This is a genomic window from Candidatus Chlorohelix allophototropha (assembly GCF_030389965.1).
Taxonomy (GTDB): domain Bacteria; phylum Chloroflexota; class Chloroflexia; order Chloroheliales; family Chloroheliaceae; genus Chlorohelix; species Chlorohelix allophototropha.
The window spans coordinates 1,341,104-1,354,158 of sequence record NZ_CP128399.1 but is presented as its reverse complement, the minus strand read 5'-3'; the positions used below and the strand labels follow the sequence as shown (position 1 = coordinate 1,354,158).

At 48.7% G+C, this 13,055-nt stretch carries 15 protein-coding genes; 3 read left to right on the top strand and 12 right to left on the bottom strand.

Features of this window, described 5'->3' with window-relative positions:
* Positions 1-14 precede the first annotated feature (14 nt).
* Positions 15-680: a deoxyribose-phosphate aldolase gene (gene deoC / locus OZ401_RS05685; protein ID WP_341469855.1), complete on the bottom strand. Its 666-nt coding sequence runs from the start codon at positions 678-680 to the stop codon at positions 15-17.
* A gap of 427 nt (positions 681-1,107) precedes the next feature.
* Between deoC and OZ401_RS05680 the strand changes: the two genes are divergently transcribed.
* Both OZ401_RS05680 and OZ401_RS05675 read left to right on the top strand, forming a co-directional pair.
* Entirely contained in the window at positions 1,108-1,554 is a 447-nt protein-coding gene (locus OZ401_RS05680) for a MaoC family dehydratase N-terminal domain-containing protein (protein ID WP_341469738.1), read from the top strand.
* A gap of 12 nt (positions 1,555-1,566) precedes the next feature.
* Positions 1,567-2,004 carry a MaoC/PaaZ C-terminal domain-containing protein gene (locus OZ401_RS05675; protein WP_341469737.1) on the top strand — a complete coding sequence of 146 codons (438 nt, stop codon included), beginning with the start codon at positions 1,567-1,569 and terminating at the stop codon, positions 2,002-2,004.
* 23 nt (positions 2,005-2,027) lie between these two features.
* Here OZ401_RS05675 and rimI read toward each other — a convergent pair whose 3' ends face one another.
* The 5 genes from rimI to OZ401_RS05650 are packed head-to-tail and all read right to left on the bottom strand — an operon-like array spanning position 2,028 to position 5,331.
* Positions 2,028-2,711, bottom strand: coding sequence for a ribosomal protein S18-alanine N-acetyltransferase (gene rimI, locus OZ401_RS05670; RefSeq protein WP_341469736.1), 684 nt, complete (start codon positions 2,709-2,711; stop codon positions 2,028-2,030).
* Between the two features lie 11 nt (positions 2,712-2,722).
* Positions 2,723-3,391, bottom strand: coding sequence for a tRNA (adenosine(37)-N6)-threonylcarbamoyltransferase complex dimerization subunit type 1 TsaB (gene tsaB, locus OZ401_RS05665; protein ID WP_341469735.1), 669 nt, complete (start codon positions 3,389-3,391; stop codon positions 2,723-2,725).
* A complete protein-coding gene (gene tsaE, locus OZ401_RS05660; protein WP_341469734.1) occupies positions 3,388-3,930 on the bottom strand; it encodes a tRNA (adenosine(37)-N6)-threonylcarbamoyltransferase complex ATPase subunit type 1 TsaE in 543 nt (180 codons plus the stop codon). Before tsaE ends, tsaB begins: the two co-directional genes overlap by 4 nt.
* 21 nt (positions 3,931-3,951) lie before the next feature.
* Positions 3,952-4,164, bottom strand: a complete 213-nt coding sequence (locus OZ401_RS05655; RefSeq protein ID WP_341469733.1) for a hypothetical protein — start codon at positions 4,162-4,164, stop codon at positions 3,952-3,954.
* A gap of 15 nt (positions 4,165-4,179) precedes the next feature.
* A complete protein-coding gene (locus tag OZ401_RS05650; protein WP_341469732.1) occupies positions 4,180-5,331 on the bottom strand; it encodes a glycosyltransferase family 4 protein in 1,152 nt (383 codons plus the stop codon).
* 119 nt (positions 5,332-5,450) lie between these two features.
* Here OZ401_RS05650 and OZ401_RS05645 point away from each other — a divergent pair, with 119 nt between their 5' ends.
* On the top strand, positions 5,451-6,476 hold the full coding sequence (locus OZ401_RS05645) for a lysylphosphatidylglycerol synthase transmembrane domain-containing protein (RefSeq protein WP_341469731.1): 1,026 nt from the start codon (positions 5,451-5,453) through the stop codon (positions 6,474-6,476).
* Positions 6,477-6,478: 2 nt separating this feature from the next.
* On the opposite strand, the gene OZ401_RS05640 is transcribed toward OZ401_RS05645, so the two are convergent.
* From OZ401_RS05640 to OZ401_RS05615, 6 genes are all read right to left on the bottom strand, one after another.
* On the bottom strand, positions 6,479-6,862 hold the full coding sequence (locus tag OZ401_RS05640) for a hypothetical protein (protein WP_341469730.1): 384 nt from the start codon (positions 6,860-6,862) through the stop codon (positions 6,479-6,481).
* Positions 6,863-7,181: 319 nt separating this feature from the next.
* Positions 7,182-8,666, bottom strand: coding sequence for a carboxylesterase/lipase family protein (locus tag OZ401_RS05635; protein WP_341469729.1), 1,485 nt, complete (start codon positions 8,664-8,666; stop codon positions 7,182-7,184).
* A gap of 315 nt (positions 8,667-8,981) precedes the next feature.
* Positions 8,982-9,923 carry a prepilin peptidase gene (locus OZ401_RS05630; RefSeq protein ID WP_341469728.1) on the bottom strand — a complete coding sequence of 314 codons (942 nt, stop codon included), beginning with the start codon at positions 9,921-9,923 and terminating at the stop codon, positions 8,982-8,984.
* Positions 9,863-10,771 (bottom strand): shikimate dehydrogenase, encoded by a 909-nt coding sequence (aroE, locus tag OZ401_RS05625; protein WP_341469727.1) that lies wholly within the window; start codon positions 10,769-10,771, stop codon positions 9,863-9,865. Before aroE ends, OZ401_RS05630 begins: the two co-directional genes overlap by 61 nt.
* 121 nt (positions 10,772-10,892) lie before the next feature.
* Positions 10,893-11,954: an endolytic transglycosylase MltG gene (mltG, locus tag OZ401_RS05620; RefSeq protein WP_341469726.1), complete on the bottom strand. Its 1,062-nt coding sequence runs from the start codon at positions 11,952-11,954 to the stop codon at positions 10,893-10,895.
* Between the two features lie 117 nt (positions 11,955-12,071).
* Positions 12,072-13,052, bottom strand: a complete 981-nt coding sequence (locus OZ401_RS05615; protein ID WP_341469725.1) for an NAD(P)H-quinone oxidoreductase — start codon at positions 13,050-13,052, stop codon at positions 12,072-12,074.
* Positions 13,053-13,055 lie beyond the last annotated feature (3 nt).

Below are 13,055 nucleotides of genomic sequence, written 5' to 3'. Positions count from 1 at the left end.
ATTTGCCCAAATTTTTATTCTTCTGAGGGTTCGCTAGGGTGCAGCAATTCCTGCATAATTTTTACGCTGCTACTGGTGCCGAGACGAGTTGCACCCGCTGCGATGAGCTTTAACACATCATCAAGGTTGCGGATACCGCCAGAGGCTTTTACACCCATCTTCGGACCTACCACGTTGCGCATTAGGCGTACATCAACTGCGCGCGCGCCGCCACCCGGTACAAAACCGGTACTGGTTTTTACAAAATCTGCGCCCGCTTCTTTTGCCAGTTCACAGGCTTTGATTTTCTCGGCTTCTTCCAATAGCGCGGCTTCAATTATGACTTTGCAGATGGAGCGTCCGGTATGGCAATGGTGCGCCACGCTGGAAATTTCACGCTTTACCAGATCAAATTCACCCGCCTTGAGCAACCCGATATTGATAACCATGTCCACTTCTTTAGCCCCATGATTTATAGCGGTTTGCGCTTCGGAAACTTTGATGGCTTCCACGTTTGCACCCAATGGGAAACCTGCTACTGTGCAAACTTTTACATTAGAACCCGCCAATTCCCTTACACATAACTTCACATAGATGGGATTGACACATACAGCGCCGAATGCGTAGAAACGTGCTTCTTCACATAGTCGTTTGATGTCGGCTTCGGTTGCTTGGGGCTTTAGCAACGTATGGTCTATCATCGTAACTAGTTTTCCAGGTTCAACATTGAGTTTTGGAGTTTCTTCGGTCACTACATCGGTCGGGTTTTCAGACATGGTGTTTTCCTCCAATATGTGCGTAACGCTTTTTAATTAGTATAACACAACCCTATTTTGTAATAAACATTATAGTTTCGTCACACTCCTGTAAAACTCCCGTAAAACCCCCGTAACATTCCAGCGCTATAGTGTTAGTGGGCGAAAGAAAAAATAAAAAGTTTCCAACGCTCGAACCAATAGTGCAGTGATACACAACACGAACTATTCACCAGACAGATACCCAACTACGTTTCCCAACGGGCCGGCGATACCGGTCCTTTTTTATTTCATACAAGTTTGCAGCCTGCCTTCTCTTCTGCTAACATTCGTGCCATCAAAAATACCCCTGTTTGGAAAATAAGGAGGAAGAATGGTTAATCGCGAGTTAATCGGTAAGGTTCTGTCTACCTATACCTTTGAGATTGAGAAGGGCAAAATTCGTGAGTTTGTGAGCGCAATTGGTGATCCCAACCCTATTTATCGCAGCGAGGAAGCGGCACACGCCGCCGGTTATCCTGCTATCCCGGTGCCGCCCACCTTTCCCACCGTGGTAAATATCTGGGGTAATAATGAAGGATTTTCTATTCCAGATGCGTTGGGTGTGCCAAGTCCGCGCCTTTTGCATGGCGAGGAAGATTATACCTATCTTGCGCCGGTGTACGCCGGGGATACCATTACCAGCACTATCACCCTGAAAAGTGTCGAGGAAAAACAGGGCAATACCGGCAAGTTGGAAATAATCCTTTTCGAGGTAGTGCATACTAACCAGCGTGGGGAAGAAGTTTTACATGGGCATCAGGTGGTAGTGGCGCGTTAGGGGGAAAAGCACATGAACAAACTGTATTTTGAGGATGTGCAAATAGGCGATCAACTTCCTTCTCTTACCAAAGCGCCCGTAACTCATGTTCAATTGGTGCGCTATGCGGGCGCATCAGGCGATTTTAACCCACTCCACACCGACTCGGATGTTGGCAAGGCGGTTGGTATTGGCGGTACTATCGCACATGGAATGCTGATTATGGGCTTTGTAGGTCAAATGGTTAGTGATTATCTGGGTGACCCAACGAATTTGCGCCGCTTTCGGGTGCGCTTTCAGAACATGACTCGCCTTGGCGATGTAATAACCTGTAGCGGTTATGTGGTTAGCAAATATGAAGAGGCGGGTAAGGGCTATATTGAGGCGCAAGTGCAAGCGGTGGATGCTACGGGAGATCGCAAGGTAGCAGGTAGCTTTATCGCTACTTTGTCGTTGCGTGCTTTAGTTTAAGATTGTGCCCCGCGCTCGGCTTTTTACGAAGCGGGCGAAGGAGAGTCTACCAGCGGCGCAAAGGCATCTGGAACAGGCGTTACTTCACCTTGATTTGCCAGTGAATCAAGAAGCTCGCGTTTAGTTTGGTAATAACGCTGCCGATATTCTGGGGTAGTAATATTATCAGTCCACATTACATAGGCATCTTCATCGTTATCGGTGTAATATTTGCGGCGCACTCCCTTAACATCGAAATAATATTTTCGATAGAGGTTTTGCGCCACGTTATTGCTGACTCGTACCTCAAGGGTTAGCCAGCTTGAACCCAACTGCATGGCAATATCAATCAAGCCCACCAGCATTAGCTCACCCAATCGCTTGCCTCGGTATAAAGGGTGAACCCCGATTGTTGTTATATGGGCTTCATCCATCATCATCCAAAGTCCGGCATAACCAACCACCGGGTTAGCAGTGGCGGGGGATGGTTTATCGGGGCGGGTATTATCCAAGTGTGACATCAGGCGGTCGAGAAAAGGCGGTTCGGTGTCGGTGGGCGCTTCTGACTCGTTTTCAAGTTGACGAACTACCACGTAACGGGTTGAACTGGTATTTTGCAGTTCACGTCGGTACGCACTGGCGGGCCAAGGCGTGGCAAAACAGATTCGTTCAATTTCCACCACTTCGGGGATGTCTTCAACTCGCATAGACTCGATCAAGAAAGGCATCCTGTACTCCTCTACTGCTTGACGGGTTGATGCAAATAAATAGGTTGTAAATCGGCAATATCATCGCCCATATCGCCCTGTTTTAGCCTTAGCCAACTCATTTCCGCCAGATAACCAGCGCGTCGAAGGCTTGCGGCGGCGGGTAATATCTGGACATTTTTTCCGGTTAAACTCTCTAATTCTTGCAACTGAGCGACGGTAAGTTCACCGGCGATAAAGGTAGGGACGCTAATTTTGGTTGCCAATTCACTTGCCGTTACATTCTCGTAGTCGCCCTGCCTGTTCCACTTGCCGTTTTTCACCTTATAAAATCCGATTCCGAGCCTGCCTCTTCCTGCTTCAATGATAGTACAAAGGTTGCCGTTCAGGTAGCTGTGTTGGTATGCCAGCATATCAAGGCTGCTTACTCCGTAAAGCGGCAAGCCCAACGCCAACGCCATGCCCTTTGCAGTGCTGACTCCTACCCGTAAACCGTTGAATGAACCGGGACCCAATGCTACCGCTACCCCGGTTATGGTATCGGGCTTCAGGTTTTGGCTTTCGAGCAATTTTTTGGTCATGGGTAACAACTGGGTGGTTTGGTCGCGATGTGCGCGCCAGTTACATTCTGCCAATAGCCCATCCTCGCGGAACAGCGCTACTCCGGCATATGCGGTTGAAGTGTCGAAAGCGATAATCATGATTTGTATATCCCGAAGGCTTCTTCCTTAAATCTAGCAACAAAAGTGATGTAACGCTCCCCTATCGGCTCAAGGCGTATTCCCCGCTTGGTTTCATTCAGTGTAGTAAGGCGCACCGTGAGGGTTTCTTTCGGCAAAACATCCTCAATGCGTTCTGCCCATTCTATAACCGTCAGACCATCCCCATACAGGTATTCTTCCACTCCGAAATCGAGCGCGTCACGTCCGTTTTCAAGGCGATAACAATCCATATGGTAAAGCGGGATTCTTCCGCGGTATTCGTTCACCAGCGTAAAAGTAGGTGAATTAACGATACCCTTGATGTCCAGACCTTCGGCTATACCTTTGGTAAGGGTAGTTTTACCTGCGCCTAGTTCGCCCGCCAGCAAAATAATATCGCCGGGTTGCGCCAACTTACCTAGCACAACTCCGGTAGAGCGAGTTTGTGAGGCGGAATGGCTTACAAAATCTACCACCGTAGCCGGGTCGAAGTTTTTTTTGCGGGAGAATCCGGAGGTGGACGGAGAGGGTTGCGTCAAAGTAATTCCTTCCAGCAGTACCTAAACCTTACCCTTGCCCTTACACTTGGGGCAAATCCCGTCCAGAATGTGCCAGCCGTTAGGAGCGTTGGGGTCGGGCCATTTCTCGTGAACTTCGCCGGTGCCGTCACAACGAGTACAGACATTGCGTCCACCCTTATTGCGGCTGTTTATCACTGTAAAAATAATTACCGCGATTACCATCATTACGATGAAAATAATTGAGGGATCCATTAATCTCTATTCCTATTATTTCGATGCAACCTGTCGGTAAACTTCCAGAGTTCTGCGTGCAGTTTCACGGTAATTGAACCGGGCGGCTTGTGCCAACCCTCGACGGCGCAAATCTTCGCTCAAACCGGGTTCAGTAAGAATACGTGCCAGCGCGTGCGCTAGTTCCCTGTCATCCGTTGGTGTTATTGTAATACCGGCATCTCCTACCACTTCTGGCAGGCTGCTGGTATTGCTGGTAATTACGGGCGTTCCGCAAGACATTGCCTCCAGAGGTGGAAAACCAAAACCTTCATAAAGGCTTGGGTACACCATTACATCTGCGATATTATACCATAAGGGCAAATCAGCATCACTAATGTAGCCCGGAAAGCGAGTTATTTCCGCAAGTCCCAATTCGCGTACCAACCGGAAAATCTCCTCGTACATCCAGCCTTTGCCCCCTCCTAATACCAGTTCCACCCCTTTTACTGTATGGGGCTGTTCGTGGCGCAAACGGGCAAAGCCCTGCAACAGCAAGGGTAGATTTTTGCGGGGTTCAAGCGTTCCTACATATAACACGAAACGGGCGGGCAATTCTTTTTCGCGGCGGAAGGCTTCCAGTTGTGCCGTGTCGGTTATTGGCTTGAAGCGTTGGTCGGCAGCGAGCGGAATGGCTGTCACCTTGTGGGGCGGTACTTTCAGCAACTCTATAACCTCTTGCCTGATTGCTTCGGCATCGGTGATGATATGGGCGGCACGTTTCGCCGAAAGCTTGGTGGCAGTGGTTAGGTACAGGCGTTTTGCGGTTTTGTAACGCTCTGGGAAGCGCAGGAAGCCCAAATCATGAATAGTCAGAACGGTAGGGCAGGGCGCTGCCAACGGAACGACATTCACGGGACAATGCAACAACGCCGGACGGTCTTTTAATAGTATGGACGGGGCGAGAAATTGCTCCCAGCCGATTCGTACCGGAGGTCTAACGGTGGGCAAATGGCTAATCGCCAACCGAAAATTGGGTGCTTCTGCGAAACCGGGCGGTTGTTGTCCCGGCGCGGTGTAGATAATGAATTCGTCCTCCCGATCAAGTTCGGCGAGGTTGTTGATTAGAAGTTCGGTATAGCGGCTGACCCCCGCTTGACGGTAGGTAGAATTAGCCGCTACCAGATGAGCGTTAATTGCGAAACGCATTTAAATAATGCCCTTTTCTTGACAAGCCTGTAATGCTATGATATTTTCAGCGCGCCATAGTATAACTCATGCTCACGGTTGCCTCAAGAAAGTGCGCCGGAAAAGGAATCTTAAACCTAATGAAGTATCTCAAATTTGTAATCGGGTTACTGATCAGCGGCGTTTGTCTTTGGTTGGCGATCAAGGATATTCAGTTTGCTAAAGTAGGCGATGCGCTTGGCACGCTCAATTGGTGGTGGCTTCTGTCAATTAGTATCCCCACTGCGATAGTTATCTACTTGAAAGTGTGGCGCAACCAAATATTGCTAAAGCCCGACCACGTACATAAATATCGTCTTTTCACCGCGCTGATGATCAGTTACCTATGGAACACTATTTTACCGGCGCGTTTGGGTGAGGTGGTACGCGCCTATACCGTAGCTCGTACCGAAAAGATTGGTACGGTTAGGGTATTCTCCGCCATATTGCTGGAAAAAATTCTAGACATTATCCCTTGTTTTGTACTTCTTTTGGGGCTTATTCCTTTCCTTTCGATAGAAGATGGCTTTAAGACCAGTGTATTACTGTTGGGTAGTGTAATGGTGGGGGCGTTTCTAGTCTGTTTGTTAATGGCTTGGCAACGCAATCGGGCTGAGAAATTTATCAAGTTTGTACTAAAACTGCTACCTGCGAAAATTGGCAATAAGTTGTACGGTTTTGCCGAAGAAGTACTGGATGCCGTTTCAATCTTACTCGACCCTCGCCTTGCGTTTATCTTGTTTATTCAATCGATGGTGCAGTGGACTCTCAATTCGTTGGTATATCTGTGGGTTGCTTGGGCGGTGGGTTTGCCTATGTCGTTCGAGGTCGGCATGATGGTGATGATCGCCAGCAATTTAGGTATGGTAGTACCAGCTGCTCCCGGTTACATCGGTACTTTTGAAGTGGTGATTTTGGCGGTGTTACCCGCCTCGTTGAATGTTGCCTACGCTAACCGTGACCTCGTATTTACTTACGCTCTACTCGAACATATCGTGGGCTTCCTGCCGGTAGTTTTGCTGGGCGCGTTTTATACTTGGCACGAAGGTTTGAAACTGGGCAAAGTGGATAAAACTTTAGAACAGGAATCATTAACAACGCCTGCTGCTGAAATCAAAATGCGCTAACTTTAGCGCATTCTGTCCTCTAGCTTAACAAGTTCCAACTTCTCATCTGCCGAGAGTAGCGTCATAGACCCCACTATCAGATGAGGCGATGCTAACGCCAGAAATAGCGCTTGCCCCGAAATGAAGCATAAGCCGATGAATAAAATAGCCGGGATAAACTCGATAGCTCCTGCTAGCACAGGTCTCATCCAGATTTGCAGACTCGCCACATGATGCACCATACCTAGCAAAATCATCGCAATAAGCATTGTGCAGAATACGCCAACGTATGCTTCGCTAGGCTGATTGGTAACAGCCATAACCAACCAGCAAAAAAACAGTGCTATCACTAACATAATATTGATAATGAAAAACAACCAACTAAACACATAAGCAGAGTTACGCATAGACACCCTCACCCTTTATTGTGAAATTATTAACAATAATATTGTACAACTAGAATCACGAAATTTAGGTTAATAATAAGTAAGACTTTGATAAAAATTTCACAATATGAATTGAGAATCCATGAAAGTGGTATTCCAAATCGTTATTTTTAGTTAAGGAAAACCAGTAAGAATAGAGGCGGCTATTTATTAGGGATAATGGCGAGTGATCTGAACAGAGGCAGTATTCAGAGTTACACTATCAGCTTGTCGGTTTGAAATTTACTGAAGGAGAAAGGGTTGCGCCAAAGTTATTGTATTATGCGCAACCCTTTGCAAATTAGCGTTTACCTTCCCACAGAATCCGCTCTTCCCAACGTGGGTCAAATTGGAGTTGGTTAGTAAGGTTGAAATTCATAGTGGCGCGTTGGTCAAGTTCGTACTGTTGCCAACCGGGATTTCCGGTGGTAATGAACGAAACCCAAGAGGCATGCATACTATCGGCAAGATGCTGCGGATTGCCCGTTCCCAAGCGTCCGTTATCCTTGTCTAGATTATCAAAGGCGAAGGCTATTTCTAGCGCATGGCAAGCTCCAAGTCGCCCATCATATTCAGGAGAGCGCCAACTGAATTCATACATATAAGTTGCGCCTCCCTGATTCTGCTGCGCTTCGGCAAGGCGAATAGCAGGAATGCGGAAGAACCAATCGGTAGCTATTGCCTCCAGTAACTCTCCTGCACTCGCTTCAGGGCGTTTTTCTTTATAGGTGAACAACGTTTCGTGTAGCGGCAATCCATATGCCATAATTGCCCTCGACAGAAAGGTATCATTGATATAGGCAATTGAGTTATTCGGCACCATAAATAGCCTGTATTCTTCGGTATTAGTTCCAACTAGCAGGTCAACTCCGGCTCCTGCTCCGGCAAAAAGCCCGTCAATGGGGCGGGCGGGGATTATATCACCATCCACCACTGGCTCGAAAGGCATAACGTTTCCGGCAACTTCACCCCATACTGCGGGATTCGGGTTTGCAAAGACCTCCCCGCTTAATCGTGCCTGCGCCATTACAAGTTTTTCAAAGGATACGGCAGCAATTGCCTCGCGGGTGGGTGCAACTCCCAATTTATCGGCAAGATAGCCCCCCACCCTTTTGGCGGTTCCGGTTGATAGCACATGATGTCCCGCCCCGCTCTGCGCAATTACTCGACGAAACAAGCCTTTGGTAAGTGGCATAGAAAGCAGCGTGGTCACGCTAAAACTTCCGGCTGACTCGCCCCCGATTGTCACATTTTCTGGGTCACCCCCGAAGGCGCGAATATTCTCTTGTACCCATCGTAGTGCGGTAACCTGATCAAGTATTCCGAGGTTAGAAATACCATCGTCTAGAAATAGGAAGCCGTCCGCTCCTAATCGATAGTTTATAACTACGCATACTATTCCATCGCGGGCAAACTTCGCCCCGTCATAAGCTGGTACAGCGTTTGAACCGTTAGCGAAGGCACCCCCATGCACCCAGACGTAAACCGGTAACCTTGCTTGTCCTAAATCGGGAGTCCAAATGTTAAGATTTAGGCACTCCTCACCGGGGTACTGCGGTTCTACAAAAAGAGAATCGAAAGGTGGGAAGTATGGCGGTTTTATCACTGTCGGTCCATAATTTGAAGTATCTCGCACTCCATCCCAAGCTACAACCGGTTGCGGTGTTTTGAAACGGTTTGCGCCAAAGGGCGGGGCAGCATAGGGAATACCTTTGAATGCAACTACATTATCAATGCTGACACCACGCACGGCTCCATATTTGGTATTTACAACTAAGTCAGGCATGAGACCTCCATAAGCAACGCTCATACTAAACCACAAGAAAGGGGCTTTCGACTCCTTTTGCCATAAGAAAGTCAGTACAAGTATGAACCTGTACAAGGGAATGGGAAAAGTAACTCGCATCCGTATACCGACACAATTGAAATGCTATCTCTTCGCAGCAAAAAGGAACGAACACTTCTGTATATTTATTTTGATAAAATGGAAAGTGAGGCGAATTTACAACCTATTTGTAATAATAGGGTTGTTAGCTTAATTTATCCTAACAGTCCTGTAAAGCGGAGTCAATATTCAACGCTTGCAGTGATAATGCCTAAATTAGCTTGCCTGCACGCCGAGGATATTGAGCATAAAACGGAAGATTATTTCAAATAGCAAACCAAGCAAGTCCGTGAGTATGCCTAAAGGTCCCCAGCGCCAGACACTTTCGCCGAACATTATGGTTAGCATCGTTGCGAGGCACAGGGTAGTACCATAAGGGATGAATTCTCGTCGCCCTTTTTTACCGAGAAGCATCACCAGCCCTGCCGCGATTCCATTAAGCACCGCACCCATAAAAAGTGCCGCCACCGAACCGGGAAAGCCAAGTATGAAGCCCATCAAAGCTGCCAGTAGCACATCGCCAAAGCCTAACGCCCTGACTCGGTAGATCGCGATTGCCAGCCAATAGAGCAATTGGAAGGTTATGCCGCAGAAAAGCGCGCCTAGTATCCCACTTCCAATTCCGTCCGGCAAAAAACCGTCAGGGTGTGCACCACTCAGGATGCCGGTGAGGATTGCCACCAGACAGCCCAAGTAAATCATGGCGGGAAATATCAAACGGTGACGCAGATCAATTGCGCCAACCACCACCATCAGGGTAATGTAGAAGACGCTAACCGCATAAATATAGAGTGGAGCATTTTGGAAGCGCGCCCATGCAGTGACGAAGCAGGCAACTAATAACAATTCGAGTAGTGGGAAACGGAGTGGGAGTTTCTTCCCACAATGGCGGCAAACCCCTTTTTGTAACAAAAAGCCGAACACAGGGAAATGATCGTACCAGTGCAAGGGTTCGCCCCCCTTCATACAACGCAGGGGAGCGAAAAGAGCGCGTTCTTCAATCGGGAAGCGATTAGCCACAATATTGGCTACCCAACCTGCTCCCAATCCGGCGAGACCGCACAATATGTAAGCCAGAATCTCCAAATTAAGCCCGGTTACTGTGGCGCTTGTACCGCCGCGAGCATAACCTCGCGGGGCGCGGGCAAGCCAGTCCAAAGCTCAAAACTGAGCGCACCCTGATACACCAGCATACTCGTACCGTCTATCATGTGTTGCGCTTTCTCGCTACGCGCCTGCTTCAGGAACGGGGTGTCCCCATAGACCAAATCAAAGAAATAAGTCATTCGATCAGGGTGATGCCCGCTCAATTGCCAAGCGGTAAAGGGGAAAGGTTTATCCTTATCTTCGGGTTTTAAGCCAAAGGAAGTAGTATTTACAATCAGGTTGCGGGGGTTACGGTTGGGAGGCCAACCCGCCGAGTCAAAGGGCAAGGGGAAAATATGACAATTAGGGAACTGTTCTGCGAAAACATCACATAGCTCGGCGGCGCGTTCGATAGTGCGGTTTGCTATGGAGATTTCTATTGCGCCTGCCTTTGCCAAGGCGTAAATTATGGCGCGTGCTGCCCCTCCTGCGCCAAGCACCATCGCCCGGATACCTGCTACTTCGCAACCTTCCTCTTTCAGAACTTGTAGGAAACCGCCCACGTCTGTATTGTGCCCTGCCATGTATTGATCTTCATGTAAGAACAAAGTATTTGCTGCGCCTACATCGCCCACTTCAGGCGTACCGGTTTCCAGATGATCTAGTACACTTTCCTTATGTGGGATAGTTACATTTAAGCCCAAAAAATCCTGATTTTTCATTTCTAGCAGGAAAGCAGCCAAATCTTCCGGCGCTACTTCCCATTTTTCGTAGCGATGCGGCAAGTTGTAATATTCGAAGGCAGCGTTCTGGAATTGGGGCGAACGCGAATGGCTGACTGGATATCCGATGACACCAACCGGGCGGGGTGTTCCATCGGCGCGATAAAGACGTTTGGTTGTTTCCGGCAACTGGGTCATTTGCTCACCTAATGTTTCAGCTTTAAGATTTTCGCTTCCGGCAAAGGGCTTAAATCCCTTTCTTTATCCAGTTCCGAGCGAAAATCCTGACTTTTTTATAATTTCGGTTTTTCATGTATGGTTAACTGCTATACTGCTTTACTTTTAGGGCGTGTTCTTCGTAAGTGCGTGAGAAATCGTGCGTGCCTTCCTTGTCCCCTGTTGCCACAAAGTAATAATAATCGGTGGTGGCAGGTTCGGTAGCGGCACTGAGTGAAGCCAAACCCGGATTACAGATTGGACCGGGTGGTAAAGCTTTCGCTTTGTAGGTATTATAGGGTGAGTCTATTTCAAGGTCTTTGGGTACAGGCTTATCCCACCATTTGCTAAAATTCAGGTTATTCCGGGCATTTTCGGTGTCGCGCGCCCACTGAGCGGTTGGGTCTGATTGTAACATCATTCCTTTGTTTAGGCGATTGTAAAACACACTGGCGATTATAGGACGTTCGGACGCTACCACCGCCTCGCGTTCTATCAGCGAAGCCATGGTCACGACTTTGTAAATGCCCATACCAGTACGCGCCTTATCGCGCAAGGGTGCGCTATATTGGTCGCCGAAGCGTTTGAGCATCATGATAATAATGTCGTCTTCGGTATAGCTGGCGGGTATACGATAGGTATCGGGAAACAGGAAACCTTCTACCGAAGCGCCCGGCGGCTTGTCGTCCAAGAAGCCAAACTGGTAATCGCCCTTTTTGACAAGCTGGATGAACTTTTCTTTGTTCCAGCCCTTTTCTTCAAGGCGGGCGGCTATTTGCTCCAGTCGCAGCCCTTCTGGGATAGTGACTTGTCGTTCTACTAAACGGGCGCTGGTGATGGTTTCGAGGATTTCATCCATCGTCATATCCCGTCGCAAGTAGAAATAGCCTGATTGTATGCGCTCTTCTGCCCCTAACAAACGGGCGCGTATCCGAAAGACAAAGGTATTACGCACCAACTTGGCATCGTATAAATCCCCCGTAACTTGGCTGAAGCTCTCCCCGACGTTGATGTTAAAAGGCACTACATCGGTGCTGGAGCTTGGGCGTGAGCCTACTTCCATAAAGAAATATACGCCGAATCCTGCTACTACCACTACTACTATCATTATTAGACCGAAAATGATTTTGAGGGTTATGCCGGATAGCCGGGAGATGATATTCAAACCACGTCTCCTTTAATTGTAAGCCCGCTAATTGTAACAAACCGTGAATCAAAGGGCAAGCCGTGAAAAAGGATTTGAGGGTGTATATAGTAGTGCGTGATTTTGTAGGGTTGTGAATTAGGAAACCTTTAGCACGATTTTTCCAAAGTTGGCGTTGCTCTCCATATAGTGGTGTGCCGCGCTTGCTTCGGCAAGTTCAAATACTCGGTCAACTACAGGGACAAGGCGACCTTGTGCCAGTAGAGGTGTGGCGAACTCGCAGAAGCGGCGGGTAATCTCGATTTTGCGCTCAAGCGGTTGCGCTCGCAGAGTAGCGCCGAGAATGTGCAGGCGACGGCGCATCACCAAGCCGAGATCAACTTCGGTTTTGCTTCCACCCAGTTGTCCAATCAACACCAGTCTGCCGTTCAGGTTAAGGCTTTTCAGATTTTCGCTCAGGTAAGGTGCGCCCACAAAATCGAGAATAACATCTGCCCCTTGCCCTTCGGTGCTTTGTAACACCCAGCCAGAAAAATCGGTTGCGTTTCCGGTATCGTAGGTAAAATCTGCGCCCAATTTACGCACCGCCTCAAGTTTGGAAGCATTGCGGGCGGTTGCCAATACCGTTGTACCTGCGGCTTTTGCCATCTGCACTGCAATACTGCCTACGCCACTGCCTGCCGCATGCACCAATGCTACACCACCCGTTTGTAACTTGCCTAACATAAACAGGTTCATATAGGCGGTAAGGCAGGCTTCCGGCAAAGCTGCCGCTTCCTCATAGCCCATGCCGTCCGGGATAGGGATTGCCATCGGCGCAGGAATGGTCACGTATTGGGCATAACCTCCACCTGCCAGAAGCGCCATTACGCGCTGTCCCACTTGCCCTCCGCTATCTGCCGCTACCTCTACAACTTCTCCTGCCATTTCCAGTCCGAGAATTTCCGAGGCACCGGGCGGTGGCGGGTATAATCCACGCCTTTGTAACGTATCGGCGCGATTTAAGGCGGTAGCATGCACTCGCACCAATAATTCGCCCGTTGCGGGTATGGGATCGGCTACCTCTTGCAATTCGAGGACTTCCGGTTCGCCCGGATGAGTAATTACAATTGCTTTCAACCG